This window comes from Streptosporangium sp. CA-115845, from assembly GCF_050943795.1.
GTDB lineage: Bacteria > Actinomycetota > Actinomycetes > Streptosporangiales > Streptosporangiaceae > Streptosporangium.
Window position 1 is genome coordinate 9,726,008 of sequence record NZ_CP191988.1, and the last position, 13,297, is coordinate 9,739,304.

At 68.5% G+C, this 13,297-nt stretch carries 13 protein-coding genes; 6 read left to right on the plus strand and 7 right to left on the minus strand.

The window, feature by feature from the left end; all coding sequences use genetic code 11:
- Window positions 1-166 precede the first annotated feature (166 nt).
- From ACQP0P_RS46210 to ACQP0P_RS46220, 3 genes are all read right to left on the minus strand, one after another.
- Window positions 167-2,287 (minus strand): heterodisulfide reductase-related iron-sulfur binding cluster, encoded by a 2,121-nt coding sequence (locus ACQP0P_RS46210; RefSeq protein WP_433369131.1) that lies wholly within the window; start codon window positions 2,285-2,287, stop codon window positions 167-169.
- 219 nt (window positions 2,288-2,506) lie between these two features.
- Complete coding sequence (locus tag ACQP0P_RS46215) at window positions 2,507-3,151, minus strand: TetR family transcriptional regulator (protein ID WP_433369134.1); 645 nt, start codon at window positions 3,149-3,151, stop codon at window positions 2,507-2,509.
- The gene (locus tag ACQP0P_RS46220; RefSeq protein ID WP_433369137.1) at window positions 3,148-3,957 is read right to left on the minus strand and encodes a sugar phosphate isomerase/epimerase family protein; all 810 of its coding nucleotides are present in this window, start codon (window positions 3,955-3,957) and stop codon (window positions 3,148-3,150) included. The genes ACQP0P_RS46215 and ACQP0P_RS46220 overlap by 4 nt, the downstream gene beginning before the upstream one ends.
- A 260-nt stretch (window positions 3,958-4,217) precedes the next feature.
- Between ACQP0P_RS46220 and ACQP0P_RS46225 the strand changes: the two genes are divergently transcribed.
- The 5 genes from ACQP0P_RS46225 (at window position 4,218) to disA (ending at window position 8,398) form a co-directional block, all read left to right on the plus strand.
- Window positions 4,218-4,916 carry a class I SAM-dependent methyltransferase gene (locus ACQP0P_RS46225; protein ID WP_350925644.1) on the plus strand — a complete coding sequence of 233 codons (699 nt, stop codon included), beginning with the start codon at window positions 4,218-4,220 and terminating at the stop codon, window positions 4,914-4,916.
- Window positions 4,917-5,029: 113 nt separating this feature from the next.
- Window positions 5,030-5,410, plus strand: a complete 381-nt coding sequence (locus ACQP0P_RS46230; RefSeq protein WP_433369141.1) for a MerR family transcriptional regulator — start codon at window positions 5,030-5,032, stop codon at window positions 5,408-5,410.
- Window positions 5,407-5,721 (plus strand): thioredoxin, encoded by a 315-nt coding sequence (gene trxA, locus ACQP0P_RS46235; protein ID WP_433369143.1) that lies wholly within the window; start codon window positions 5,407-5,409, stop codon window positions 5,719-5,721. The genes ACQP0P_RS46230 and trxA overlap by 4 nt, the downstream gene beginning before the upstream one ends.
- 79 nt (window positions 5,722-5,800) lie before the next feature.
- On the plus strand, window positions 5,801-7,204 hold the full coding sequence (gene radA / locus ACQP0P_RS46240) for a DNA repair protein RadA (RefSeq protein ID WP_350925638.1): 1,404 nt from the start codon (window positions 5,801-5,803) through the stop codon (window positions 7,202-7,204).
- Between the two features lie 108 nt (window positions 7,205-7,312).
- On the plus strand, window positions 7,313-8,398 hold the full coding sequence (gene disA, locus ACQP0P_RS46245; RefSeq protein WP_433369147.1) for a DNA integrity scanning diadenylate cyclase DisA: 1,086 nt from the start codon (window positions 7,313-7,315) through the stop codon (window positions 8,396-8,398).
- Window positions 8,399-8,595: 197 nt separating this feature from the next.
- Here the strand turns inward: disA and ACQP0P_RS46250 are convergent, their stop codons facing one another.
- Entirely contained in the window at window positions 8,596-9,282 is a 687-nt protein-coding gene (locus ACQP0P_RS46250; RefSeq protein WP_433369150.1) for a hypothetical protein, read from the minus strand.
- A 144-nt stretch (window positions 9,283-9,426) separates the two neighbouring features.
- On the opposite strand from ACQP0P_RS46250, the gene ACQP0P_RS46255 reads away from it, so the two are divergent.
- Window positions 9,427-10,302, plus strand: coding sequence for an A/G-specific adenine glycosylase (locus ACQP0P_RS46255; protein WP_433369152.1), 876 nt, complete (start codon window positions 9,427-9,429; stop codon window positions 10,300-10,302).
- A gap of 1 nt (window position 10,303) precedes the next feature.
- Here the strand turns inward: ACQP0P_RS46255 and ACQP0P_RS46260 are convergent, their stop codons facing one another.
- From ACQP0P_RS46260 to ACQP0P_RS46270, 3 genes are all read right to left on the minus strand, one after another.
- A complete protein-coding gene (locus ACQP0P_RS46260; RefSeq protein WP_433369155.1) occupies window positions 10,304-11,077 on the minus strand; it encodes a phosphotransferase in 774 nt (257 codons plus the stop codon).
- Window positions 11,078-11,429: 352 nt separating this feature from the next.
- On the minus strand, window positions 11,430-12,305 hold the full coding sequence (locus tag ACQP0P_RS46265) for a hypothetical protein (protein ID WP_433369158.1): 876 nt from the start codon (window positions 12,303-12,305) through the stop codon (window positions 11,430-11,432).
- Window positions 12,306-12,319: 14 nt separating this feature from the next.
- A complete protein-coding gene (locus ACQP0P_RS46270) occupies window positions 12,320-13,147 on the minus strand; it encodes an aspartyl/asparaginyl beta-hydroxylase domain-containing protein (RefSeq protein ID WP_433369161.1) in 828 nt (275 codons plus the stop codon).
- Between the last annotated feature and the right edge of the window lie 150 nt (window positions 13,148-13,297).

Genomic DNA, 13,297 nt, shown 5'->3' on the forward strand with positions numbered 1-13,297 from the left:
CAAGCCCCCTCCCCGTTGAATGAGCTACGCGACGTTGAGGTTACCGTGATTTGACCGTTATGTGAAAGGAAGGTTTTCGGACCTTACGTCCTTTTCATGGGAACTTGACCGCAGGTCAGATGCGGCATGCGAAAAAATGCCGCACCTGACGTTTGGTCATCGGGCGTCAGGACGCCTCGACGGGCTGGCCCTTGATCGACTTGATCAGCAGCTGGGAGACGTCGACGACTTCCAGCGTCTCCCTGGCCTCGCCCGCGTTCTTCTTCTCGTTGATCGAGTCACCGAGCATGACCAGGCAGAACGGGCAGGCCGTGGAGATGGTGTCCGGGTCCGTGGTCAGCGCCTCGTCCACCCGCTCGGTGTTGATGCGCTTTCCGAGCCGCTCCTCCATCCACATCCGCGCGCCGCCCGCGCCGCAGCAGAAGCCGCGGTCCTTGTGGCGGTGCATCTCCTGGGTCTGCACACCGGGGACCTTGGCCATGATGTCGCGGGGCTGGGAGTAGACCTTGTTGTGGCGCCCGAGGAAGCACGGGTCGTGGTAGGTGATCTTCTCCTCGATCGGCGTGACCGGGATCAGCCTGCCCTCGTCCACCAGCTTGGCCAGCAGCTGGGTGTGGTGCACCACCTCGTAGGTACCGCCCAGCTGCGGATACTCGTTGGCGAGGGTGTTGAAGCAGTGCGGGCAGGTCGCGACGATCTTCTTGACCCCGGCCTCGTTCAGCGTCTCGATGTTCTGCTTGGCCAGCATGTCGAAGAGGAACTCCATGCCCAGGCGGCGGGCCGGGTCACCGGTGCACGCCTCCATCGGGCCGAGCACCGCGAACTTCACCCCCGCGACGTGCAGCAGCTCCGCGACCGCCTTGGTGGTCTTCTTGGCCCGGTCCTCCAGCGCCCCGGCGCAGCCGACCCAGAACAAATATTCGACATCTTCGCCCATTTTGTCATCGACGAGCTGGACCTCGATCGGGTCGACCTCGCGGCCGGCGAGCTCCTCGATCCAGTCGGCCCGCTTCATCTCGGACATCCCCCACGGGTTGCCCTTGTTCTCCAGGTTCTTGACCATGACGCCGGCCTCGGAGGGGAAGTTGGACTCCACCATCACCTGGTAGCGGCGCATGTCGAGGATGTGGTCGATGTGCTCGATGTCCACCGGGCACTGCTCGACGCAGGCACCACAGTTGGTGCAGGACCACAGCACGTCGGGGTGGATGACGCCGTCCTCGCCGACCAGCGGCTTCTCCAGCAGGGCCAGCACGTCCTCGTGCAGGTCGGCGCGCTGCTCCTGGGTGGCCATCAGGTACGGCGCCACCTTGAAGGCGTGGTCGCGCTGGTCCAGGATCAGCATCTTCGGCGACAGCGGCTTGTCGGTGTTCCAAGCCGGACACTGCGACTGGCAGCGGCCACACTCGGTACAGGTGTAGAAGTCGAGGAAGCCCTTCCAGGTGGTGTCCTCGATCTTGCCCCGGCCGAGCCGGTCACCGTCGAGGTCCTCGTCCTCGAAGTCGACGATCTTGCCGTCGATCCGCATCGGCTGGGCCGCGCCGTTGCCGTCCGGGCGGCGGGAGAAGGCCACGTTCACCGGCGCGGTGAAGATGTGCAGGTGCTTGGAGTTCACCACGATCACCAGGAACACCAGCATGACGCCGATGTGCAGGAGCAGGCCGACGTGCTCCAGCATCTCGTTGCCCGCCTCGCCCAGCGGCCGCAGCAGCGCGGCCGTCGCGTCGGAGGCGAACGCCCCCGAGGCGTAGGGCAGGTTGCCGGTGTTGGCCGCGGCGCCGCGGAAGAGGAACATCGTCCAGATCACATTGAAGATCATGAAGAGGACGAGCCAGGCACCGCCGAGATGTGACCCGGAGAAGCGGGACTTGCGGCCCAGCTTCTTCGGAGCGTTCTTGATCCTGATGACCGCGAAGGCGATGAGTCCCAGCAGGGCCGCGACCGCGATGAAGTCCTGCAGGAAACCCAGGATCGGCCATGTCCCGACAAGGGGAATGTGGAAGTCGGGGGTTCCGGTGACGGCCCCCTGGATCAGCGCGCCGTACGCCTCAAGGTAGACGGTCGCCAGGATGAGGAACGCCCACATGACAAAGAAGTGCGCGACGCCGGACGCCGTCCACTTCAGCAGCTTCCGCTGCCCGAAAACCTCGACCAGTTGAGCCTTGAGCTCCTCACCGAGGTTGTTCTTCGCATATTCGACGCGCTCGGGCGCGCCCGGCCCGATGGTGGCAAGCTTGTACAGGAACAACACGCGGCGCGCGGCAAGCGCGAGCGCCACGATTGTCATGACCAGCCCGATAATCGCTACCCAGAGCACGGGTCCTCCCACAGACGACGTTGGCTGACAGCGTACGACTGACTGTCATCCACGCTGACGACGGGTCTCCATAAATAGTACTGATCGGTAACTTAACGTCAAAGCGAGGCCGACGGCGGTCGTGGTCACCTTACGGTCAACGCCATTCACAGAACAATGCTCTACATGCCGCCGAAATGGCCGCCGAGGCTAGGAAGGCACGTCGAGATAGCGCTGGATCGTGGGGGCGAGCAGCTCGACCAGCTCCTCGATGTCCAGCGAGGCCAGCGGCTCCAGCTTGAGCACGTAGCGCACCAGGACCACGCCGAACAGCTGTGCGAAGGCCGCCTCCATCCGGATCGGCGGGACTCCCAGTATCTCCGCGACCCGGATCAGGAGCGCCTGCGTCATGAACTCGCGGATCATGACGACCATCTGGTCGTTGGTCATCGCGGTGCGGACCAGCGCCAGCAGCGGCTGGCGGGCCCCGGCATCCGAGGTGACGGTCAGGATGAACCGGGCCAGCCGCTCGCCGACCTCCTCGCGCGGCCCCGCCAGGATCGCCGAGACGACGCTCTCGGGGGTGATCGGCAGCTCCATGGCCTCGACGAACATCCCCTCCTTGCCGGCGAAGTAGTGGTGGACCAGCGCCGGATCCACCCCCGCCTGCCGGGCGATGCCCCGGATGGTCGCCCTGTCGAACCCCTTTTCCGCGAAGGTCTCACGCGCCGCCGCGAGAATCTGCCCGCGGGTGTCAGCCGACCCCGGCCTGCGCCCCGGGCGCCTTCTGACCGCTCCGGCCCCGTCCTGGGCGGAGCCGTTCGCGGACGACGTGCTCACGACGGGCTCGCTCATACGTTGGTGGACGCGGCGAGATGCAGCCGGGCGAAGGCCAGCGCCTCGGCGAGATCGTCGATCCGCTCGGTACGGCTGACGGCCTTGCGCGTATTGATCTCCAGCACGACCAGCCCCGAGTAGCCGCTGCCCGCCATCCGCTCCAGGATCGGCGCACACGGCTGGCCGCCCCGCCCGGGAACCAGGTGCTCGTCCTTGTTCGACACCCCCACGCCATCGGCCAGGTGCAGGTGGGCCAGCCTGTCGCCGAGCTTGGTGAACATCTCCATGGCGTCGGACCCGGACACCGCCGTGTGCGACAGATCCAGCGTGACCTGCGGGAAGTCGTAGTCGACCGGATTCCAGTCGGGCGAGTAGGGGACCACCTCGTTGCCCCTGGCCCGCAGCGGGAACATGTTCTCCACCGCGAAGACCACGTCGGTCTCCTCACGCATCCTGGCGAGGCCGAGCTCGAAGTCGCGCGCGTAGTCGCGCTGCCAGCGGAACGGCGGGTGCACCACGACGGTCCTGGCACCGACCCGCTCGGCGGCGCGCTGCGCGCGCTGAAGCTTGGCCCACGGGTCCTTGCCCCACACCCGCTGCGTCACCAGCAGACACGGCGCGTGAATGGCCAGGATCGGCAGCTGGTAGTGGTCCGACAGGCGCTCCAGGACGTCGATGTCCTGGCTCACGGGGTCGGCGCCCACCATGATCTCCACACCGTCGTATCCCAGACGCGCTGCCAACTCGAAGGCGTCGGGGGTGCGTTCGGGATACACCGACGCGGTGGACAGCGCGATCTTCACGCTGGATACACGGACGCTCATACCGCTTCCTCGTCTCCGGCTCGGAGCACACCCTGGCGAACACCGCTGGGCATACCGGCCCGCTCGCTCATGTCGCTCACCTTTGCCAGCCTAAGCGGGTCCGGCGAGCAGTGCTGTCCGCCACCACCGACGCGACCGAGATCACATCATCGGGTTCGGCGAGGAGACCCCGGGCGTTCGAAACGGTCAGGGCCCGCCTCTGCCGGTGGGATGCGAAGCCGCTCTCCTCGCCGAGGCGGCGGAGTCATTACGGTAAGGGCATGCCGAGGTTCGCCAGGGGTGCCATCCCCAGCCCCAACATCTGGAACACCCCCCAGACCTACGAGTTGGAGAACCGGGCGGTGGATCCCGAAGGGCGTGCCGAGGCCGCGATGGCGGCCGTCAGGTCGTGGACCGGGGCGACGGTCCTCGACATCGGCTGCGGCACCGGCTATCACCTGCCGGCCATGGCCGCCACCGCCGCCCGCGTGATCGGCGTCGAACCCCATGAGGACCTCGTACGGCTGGCCAGGCGCCGCTGCCATGCCCTGCGGAACGTCGAGATCCACGCCGCCACCGCCCAGGCCCTCCCGATGCCCGACGCCTCCGTGGACGTGGCCGTCGCCCGCTGGGCCTACTTCTTCGGCCCCGGCTGCGAGCCCGGCCTGGCCGAACTCTCCCGGGTGATGCGGCGCGGCGGCGCGGCCTTCGTGATCGACATCGACACCACCCGCGGCGCCTTCGGCCGCTGGTTCAGCCAGTCCATCCCCGCGTACTCGGCCAGGGCCGTCGAGAGCTTCTGGAACCGCCAGGGCTGGCAGGTGGAGAAACTCGACCTGCGCATGTGCTTCGAACGCCGCGCCGATCTGGAGGCGGTGCTCCGCATCGAGTTCACCCCCGCGGTCGCCGACCTCGCCATCGCCGAGACCCCCGGCCTGGAGATCGCCTACCCCAACCTGCTGCGCTGGAGGCGGTTCTGAGCCTGTCCCGTGGTTGCCCGCCGGCCTGTCGGACGCGGAGGGGGAACACCGGGACACCGGCTTGACCTTGACGTTGATGTCAAGGTTTATCGTCGGGTCGTGAGGAGGGCCGGATGCGGATCGGCGAACTGGCACGGCGGGCGGGTGTCAGTGCCCGGGCACTGCGCTACTACGAGCAGCAGGGACTGATCACGGCCCGGCGCTCGGCAGGCGGCTACCGGGAGTACGAGGAGACCGATCTGCGGCTCGTCTCCGAGATCCGGTCGCTGCTCGCCGTCGGCTTCACCCTGGAGGACGCCCGCCCGTTCGTGGCCTGCCTGCGGGCCGGGCATGCCCTGGGGGGATCGTGCCCGGAGTCCGTGGCCGTCTACCAGCGCAAGCTGGCGGAGATCGACGACGAGATCCGCACGCTTCTCACCCGGAGGGCGGAGGTGGCGGCGCAGCTGACCATCGCCTGCCCAGGATGCGTACTGAGGAAAGCGGAAAAACCATGATCACACTGACCAGTGACAACTTCGACGAGCAGGTGCTACGGAGCGACAAGCCGGTCCTGGTCGACTTCTGGGCCGAGTGGTGCCCGCCGTGCAAGATGATCGCGCCGGTCCTGGCGGAGATCGAGGCCGAGTACGGCGACCGCCTCACGATCGCCAAGCTCAACGCCGACGACCACCCCGAGATCTCCGCGAGGTACGGCGTCCTCGGCCTGCCGACGCTCAACCTCTACAAGAACGGCGAGGTGGTCCGGCAGATCAAGGGCGCCAAGCCCAAGCGCCTGCTGCTGGCCGACCTCGAAGGCCACATCTGACGCCGCTCCCGATGGCTTTCATCCGGTACGGCGCCCCCGCCGGGTGAAAGTTGTCGGGTCCTACGGGTAACGTGCGGCCATGGCGAAGAAGGCTGGTGGCTACCGCTGTGCCGAGTGCGGGTGGCAGACGGCCAAGTGGGTGGGGCGCTGCGGCGAGTGCCAGGCCTGGGGCACGGTCGAGGAGGAGACGGCGCCCGCGGGTGCGCGGGTGGCCTCCGCCGGAGCGGTGTCGGCACCGGCGGTTCCGATCGGCCAGGTCAAGGCCGAGGTGGCGCACGCGCGCGGCACCGGGGTGCCCGAACTCGACCGGGTCCTCGGCGGCGGTCTGGTGCCCGGAGCCGTCGTGCTGCTGGCCGGTGAGCCCGGCATCGGCAAGTCCACTCTCCTGCTGGAGGCGGCGGCCAAGATCGCCCGGCAGCAGACCGTCCTCTACATCACGGGCGAGGAGTCGGCCGCCCAGGTGCGGATCAGGGCCGACCGGATCGGCGCGATCCAGGACCGCCTCTACCTGGCCGCGGAGACCGAGCTGGGCGCGCTGGTCTCGCACGTCGAGAAGGTCCAGCCCGACCTGCTCATCGTCGACTCGGTGCAGACGATCGGCTCGGCCCAGGCGACCGGCGTGCCCGGTGGGGTGACCCAGGTCAGGGAGGTCGCGGGAAACCTGGTGCGGCTGGCCAAGGAGCGTGGCATGGCCACCGTGCTGGTCGGCCACGTCACCAAGGAGGGCTCGATCGCCGGCCCCCGCACGCTGGAGCACCTCGTCGACGTGGTGCTCCACTTCGAGGGCGATCGGCACTCCCGGCTCCGCCTGGTCCGCGCGATCAAAAACCGGTACGGCCCGGTCGACGAGGTCGGCTGCTTCGACCTGCACGAGAGCGGCATCGAGGGCATCACCGACGCCAGCGGCCTGTTCGTCTCGCACCGCACCGACCCGGTGCCCGGCACGTGCGTCACGGTCACCCTGGAGGGCACCCGGCCGCTACCGGCCGAGGTCCAGGCACTGGTCGCCAGGACCGAGGCCCAGCAGCCACGCCGCTCCTCCTCGGGGCTCGACACCTACCGGGTGACGATGGTGCTGGCCGTGCTGGAACGGCGGCTCAACGCCAAGCTGGGCGGATGCGACGTCTTCACCGCGACCGTCGGCGGGATCAAGCTCAGCGATCCCGCGGTCGACCTGTCCGTGATGCTGGCGGTCGCCAGCGCGGCCGGTGACAAGGCGCTCCCCGCCGGCCTGGTGGTGCTCGGCGAGGTGGGCCTGGCAGGGGAGCTGCGCCCGGTGCGTGACGTGCGGCGGCGCCTGTCGGAGGCCGCGCGGCTGGGCTTCACCCGGGCACTGGTCCCGGCGGGCTCCCTGGAGGTGGGCAAGAGACGCAACGGCGACAACTCCCTGGTCCGGGTGGCCGGGCGCGGCGCGTCCTTCGCCCCCGGTTTCGACGTCGTCGAGGCGGAGAACGTCTGGGACGCCCTCACCCACGTCACCTGAGGCGCCACGCCCCACGGACCTCGCGCGGCCCATGGTCATCAGATGATTCCGGGCCGTGCGGGGCCTTCGCCGGTAAGCTGAGCGTTATACGCAGACCACGGGGGTCATGTGGCAGCAACGTACAAAGGGCTCGACGAACGCCGCAGGGACGTCCTCGCCGCCGTCGCACCGGGCACCGCCCTGCGCGACGGCCTGGAGCGCATCCTGCGAGGACACACCGGCGGCCTGATCGTGCTGGGATACGACAGCACCGTCGAGGAGATCTGCAGCGGCGGGTTCGAGCTGGACGTCGAGTTCTCCGCGACACGGCTGCGTGAGCTGGCCAAGATGGACGGCGCCATCGTCCTCAACTCCGGCGACCTGCGGATCGTGCGCGCGGCCGTGCACCTGATGCCTGATCCGTCCCTGCCCACCGACGAGTCGGGCACCCGGCACCGCACCGCCCAGCGGGTGGCCCTTCAGACCTCCTTTCCGGTCATCTCCCTCAGCAAGTCCATGCGGATCATCGCCCTCTATCTCGACGGCATCCGTTACGTGGTGGAGGAGTCGTCGGTCATCCTGTCCAAGTCCAACCAGGCCCTGGCCACGCTGGAGCGCTACAAACTCCGCCTGGACGAGGTCTCCGGCACGCTCTCGGCGCTGGAGATCGAGGATCTGGTGACGGTCCGCGACATCGCGGTGGTCGCCCAGCGGCTGGAGATGGTCAGGCGCATCTCCGAGGAGATCGCGGGCTACGTGGTGGAGCTCGGCACCGACGGCCGCCTGCTCTCCCTGCAGCTGGATGAGCTCGTGGCCGGCACGGAGAGCGACCTCGAACTGATCGTGCGCGACTACCTGCCCGTGACGGGCCGCCGCCCGCGCAGGTTCGCCGAGGCGTTGCACGAGCTCGACCAGCTCTCCTCCGCCGACCTGCTCGACCTCTCGGTCGTCGCCCAGATCCTCGGCCACTCGGGCAACGACGCCCTGGAGACATCGGTGAGCCCCAGGGGCTACCGCCTGCTGGCCAAGGTCCCGCGGCTGCCGGGCACGGTGGTCGACCGCCTCGTCGACCAGTTCACCAGCCTGCAGAAGCTCCTGGCCGCCAGCATCGGCGACCTCCAGGAGGTGGGCGGGGTGGGCGAGGCCAGGGCCCGCCACATCCGCGAGGGCCTGTCCCGGCTGGCCGAGTCGTCCATCCTGGAACGCTACGTGTAAGAGATCCCCCGGCCGAGCGCGGAGGCTCACCGGGTCCTTCCGGCATGCCTCGCCCGGCGGCCTGGACGGTCGACGGCCGCCGACCCGGCGAAGGTCTCCACGGCGCCGGTGCGCTGACCGCGAACTTCGGCCGGTTTTCCGGCCGTCGTCTCGCGGAAGCGGCCTTTCGGTGCCCCGGGGCACGCGGACGGACATCGCTAGCGAAGGTGGAAGACGGCCTTGTGGCTCCGCAGACCGGGGGCGCGGACCACCGCGACGTAGGTACCGGGACGCGCGGCGACGCGGTCGGCGGTGCAGTCGTTCCCGGACCTGCGGCGGTCCCACACCAGCTCCCGGACATAGGGGATGCCCCGGTCGAGCTTGCGGATGTTCTCGGTCTCACCGCTGACGCAGTCGGAGGAGGACCACACGCGGTCGTCACCGGAGGTGATGCGCACCTCCATGGTGCGCGGCCCCACGTCCGTGGTGCACATCACCTTGCCGACGTTGACGAGGGTGAGGATGAACCGGGGCCGGATGCCCGGCGGGTAGACCGTCCCCTGGCCCTCCATGCTCAGTACGAGCTGCGGGGAGGCGCAGGCCTCACCAGGTCGCCGGGGCCTGGGGGCCGCCTTGCTCTCCCTCGGCTCCGGGTTCGGGCTCGCGGACGGGCTCGCGGGCGGTGAGGGGATGACCGTCACGGTCGGCAGGATGGCCAGCAGTGGGTCCGGCACGTCCTTCTTGGCGGCCGAGGTGCCCTTCTCCCGGGCGTCCTGCGGCCCGCTCGTCGACGAGCAGGCCCACGCCACGACGGCGACCACCACGAGCACACCGACGAGCGCGGCCATCCGGCGCCGCCAGTAGATGTCAGCTCCGATATCGCTACGGAACGTGTCGGGATCCATACCGACAGTATGGTTAGTGCTCGCGGGCCACAGGGGGAGACCCGCCGCTACCGTCCCCGTTTCGGCCACCGATCATCGGTAGAAGACGGATGAAGGCAGGTGAAGGAGGGGCAAGGGGGCCTGATCCCGCACTATCGTCAAAAGGTGCCCGAGTCGAACCGCTTCCTCGAACCCGTCCTCGACTGGTACGCCGGCAACGCCCGCGACCTTCCCTGGCGGACGCCCGGCGCCTCACCCTGGTCGATCCTGGTCAGCGAGATCATGCTGCAGCAGACACCGGTGGTCAGGGTGCTGCCCGTCTGGACCGAGTGGATGGAACGCTGGCCCACGCCCGCCTCCCTCGCCGCCGAGCCCCCCGGTGAGGCCGTACGCCACTGGGGCCGCCTCGGCTACCCCCGCCGGGCACTGAACCTGCACGCGTGCGCCCGCGCGATCATCGACCGGCACGGCGGCGAGGTCCCCTCGGAGCACGACGCCCTGCTGGCGCTGCCCGGCGTCGGCGAGTACACCGCGGCCGCGGTCGCCAGCTTCGCCTTCGGGGGCCGGCACGCGGTTCTCGACACCAACGTGCGGCGGGTCCTGGCGCGGGCCGTCAGCGGCGAGGAATATCCGCCGAAGGCCACCACGCCCCCCGAGCGCAGGCTCGCCACCTCGCTGCTCCCCGACGCCGACCGCGCCCCCCTCTGGGCGGTCGCCGTCATGGAGCTCGGCGCACTGGTCTGCACCGCTCGTGCCGCCCGCTGCGCCGACTGCCCGGTCAGCGACCTGTGCGCCTGGCGCCTGGCGGGCAAGCCCGCCTACGAGGGCCCCGCGCGCAGGGGGCAGACGTACGCGGGCACGGACCGTCAGTGCCGCGGCCGCCTTCTCGCGGTTCTGCGCCAGGCCCACGGTCCGGTACCCAAGGACGCCCTCGACGTGGTCTGGGACGACGCCCCGCAGCGAGAGCGCGCCCTCGACGGCCTGATCTCCGACGGCCTGGCCGAGGTCCTCGACGACGGCACCTACCGCCTACCCGGCTGAGTCACCAGCCGGTGCGGTACATCGTCCATGCGATGGCAGCGGCAGCCGCTCGGCGTTGGTAGGCGCGAAGGTTCGGGACGCCCGGCGGTGCGGGCTGCCGACTCATCCCGGTCCAGTACCCGGCGAACGATGCGGCGTAGCTGGTGATCACTTCTGGTGGGGCGAAATCCCATGCCGGGACGCCGATCAGCGTTTTCTCCGCCGACACCGGAGAGTGGCCCGCCATGATCATGTGAGGAACGAGGTCGGCGATGTCCTGCCAGGCGGCTCCCAAGCTAGGTTGTGCCCAGTCCACGACGAACACGACCTCGCCCGTAGCAATGATCATGTTGTCGGGGCGAATGTCGCCGTGAACCAGGGTGGAACCGTCAGCGTGCTGTGCCCAGTGGGTTTCCAGCTCCGAGAGATCGCGCAGGTGGCGTCGTTCCCAGCCGCCGAGGTCGGCAGGCGGGCAGACGACCAGTTCACGCCAGCCGTGCAGGAGGGAAACGCGAGTGGTGGAGACCGATGGGAGGTCGGACAGCGGGGAGGGCGTCAGTAGTTCGACCATGCTGGATACGGCCGTGACGACAGCGGGGACATCGGCCGAACCCTGCGACAGATCGGGGTGGCGGCCGTCGAGGTCATCGAAGATCAGAACGATCCACTCCGCCGATGCGCCGTACCACCGTAGACGTGGAGCTGGCGCGGTGGCGGGAAGGCCGGAGGAGGTCGCAGCCTCGATCAGGTACTTGCCGGACAGAACGTGATCGTCCGGGATGGCCTTGATGAACACTCGATCGCCATTGGCCAGACCGAGGCGCGCGGCGACTCCGGGTGTGAAGCCTCCCCCTTGAACATCGGCGGTGACGACGGCGGAACCGAGATGAGCGGTGATGGAGTTCCGCAGGCTCCTGGGAAGCTCGTCCCAGGACGGACGTATCGCGGTGGCGCCGAGCGGCGGATGATCGTACGAGGCAGACGACAAGGGAAAACCCCTTCGTGTTGGTCGGGCAAAGCGCAAAGGCACGCACCGGACAGGACGAGGAGGTTCCTCGTTATCCCTGTCCGGCGCCGATAGCTCGCCGTCCCATGTGAAGGGGCATGTCATCCACCGTATCGCGTGGCGACGGCTGATCGCCGTGCGCTCAGTCGAGGTCGAGATGGTAACGGTAGGCGTCGATGGACAGGCGCAGTCCCTCGACAGCATGCGGGGCGGCGCGGTGGGCGAGTGCGAGGATGCGCTCCAACATTTCGGTCAGGGATTCGTGGGTGGGCAGCGGCGGGGAAGCGATCAGCACCTCCAGCTCCCGCAGACAGGCCCTGCCGATGGGTGTGGTGCCGATATCGGTGTCTAGGTGGTACCAGCCGTAGAACGCCGTCTGCGGGGAAAGCGCAGTCCGGACCAGGGTGCGCGCGGCGGTGTGGAGCATGTGCGTTTCGGCGTAGGCCATGAACCGCTGCCCCCGGATGATCCGCTTGTGGATCATCCAGCTCAGCGCCAGCATTTCGATGATGAGCTGCTCGCAGGTGGGCGGTGCCGCCATGCGGTCGGCGATGAATTGAGTCACGGCGGGCTCGGGGGCGGTGTCGTTGGCCTGCGCGGTGTAGATGATCTGCCCTCGGGTGAAGGCGGCGATGCTCTCGATCTGTTCGGACGGGGCCAGGTACAGGTCAAGTTGATAGAGCTTGCCGTCGTACTCGACCAGGTGGACGTAGCCGAGCCCGCCCATTCGGGGAACGATTGTGTCGAACCAGCCGGGCATGATCGCGCCGAGCTGCGTGGCGGCGAGGGCGTCGTGCACGGTGACGAACTCTATGAACGCCGAGGGGGTGATGCCGATGACGAGGTCCACGTCGGACAGCCGATCGGAGGTGCCCCGGGCGAAAGAGCCACGCACGAGCAGGTGGGTGACGAAGGGACTGGCGGCCAGGAGGTCGGTGACGTTCTCCATGATGGTGAACTGGCGAGGCCGGTTCGCTGCCGCGAGCCGATCGATGGCGTCCAGGCAGATAGCGGGCATGGGGGTGTCCCTTCTCACGCGGTGAGGCCGAGCAGGATGGATTTCCGACTCCGCCATTCCTGGGCGATGTCGGGGGTGCCGACGGCGTCGTACATGTCGCTGATCAGGTCGTATGCTCTGCCCTCGGGCAGGGAGTGCTTGAAAAACAATCGCAGCAGGTGCTGCTCGGCGGCCTGGGGGTAGCCGAGCCGGGCGAGGGACGTCGCCTTGTCGAGCTGTTGCTGAAGCGATTCGCCGTGCAGGGGTGGCAGGTGACGAACGTAGTTACCAGGAAGCTGCTGGCCGGCGATGAGGTCGTCGAGTTCAGCGCTGGCGTAGCAGTCGAGAATCAGGTGGATACGGGTAGGCCCGTACAGGTTGCAGGCGCCGTGGACGAAGGTCGGAGTGAGCCTCCACAGAGCACCGGCCGCCAGATGCACAGCAGACCCGGCCAGAACCAGGAAGGCCGAGGGGCTGGTGACGATGGGAATGTGCAGGCGGTAGCGCTCGACCGATTGCAGCTCTCCGTAGTCGCGGTGTTCCCACAGGAAGGAGCCGGGAGTGAGCCTGGCGATCCGTGCCCACATGTAGTGGAAGCCGAGCCCGGACAGGAGCTGTTTCGTGGCGGGCATCGAGGCGAGCACGCTGGTCTCGACCGGCTCGCAGTCGGTGATGGTTACGTCGGTGGCCACGCCGCTGGCGTTCAGCAGCGACAGCGTCCCCCAGCCGCCGGACTGGTAATCGCCGTACTCGGTGACCCACCCGTCCGGAACCGTGAGCGTCTCGTGGCGGACGCGCTCCAGGAGCGCGGCGTCGAGGGCGCCGCTGGTGCAGGCGACCTGCTGGGTGAGCAAGGTTGTCATGGTGAAACCTCCCCTTACACGTGCGGCCCTCTGGCCGCTGGATGTACGCGGTTGGTTGTGTCCGTCCCTGCGGGCGGCCCCTGGTGGCGCACCACCGCCCGCGGGGAGTTGGGGCGTGATAGCACTGGAGATCAGGTATCGCCGTGCTGT

Bases quoted from the DNA above. Each gene is read 5' to 3' on its own strand.
- ACQP0P_RS46210 (WP_433369131.1), bottom strand. From the start codon at position 2,287: ATGACAATCGTGGCGCTCGCGCTTGCCGCGCGCCGCGTGTTGTTCCTG.
- ACQP0P_RS46215 (WP_433369134.1), bottom strand. From the start codon at position 3,151: ATGAGCGAGCCCGTCGTGAGCACGTCGTCCGCGAACGGCTCCGCCCAG.
- ACQP0P_RS46220 (WP_433369137.1), bottom strand. From the start codon at position 3,957: ATGAGCGTCCGTGTATCCAGCGTGAAGATCGCGCTGTCCACCGCGTCG.
- ACQP0P_RS46225 (WP_350925644.1), top strand. From the start codon at position 4,218: ATGCCGAGGTTCGCCAGGGGTGCCATCCCCAGCCCCAACATCTGGAAC.
- ACQP0P_RS46230 (WP_433369141.1), top strand. From the start codon at position 5,030: ATGCGGATCGGCGAACTGGCACGGCGGGCGGGTGTCAGTGCCCGGGCA.
- trxA (WP_433369143.1), top strand. From the start codon at position 5,407: ATGATCACACTGACCAGTGACAACTTCGACGAGCAGGTGCTACGGAGC.
- radA (WP_350925638.1), top strand. From the start codon at position 5,801: ATGGCGAAGAAGGCTGGTGGCTACCGCTGTGCCGAGTGCGGGTGGCAG.
- ACQP0P_RS46250 (WP_433369150.1), bottom strand. From the start codon at position 9,282: ATGGATCCCGACACGTTCCGTAGCGATATCGGAGCTGACATCTACTGG.
- ACQP0P_RS46265 (WP_433369158.1), bottom strand. From the start codon at position 12,305: ATGCCCGCTATCTGCCTGGACGCCATCGATCGGCTCGCGGCAGCGAAC.
- ACQP0P_RS46270 (WP_433369161.1), bottom strand. From the start codon at position 13,147: ATGACAACCTTGCTCACCCAGCAGGTCGCCTGCACCAGCGGCGCCCTC.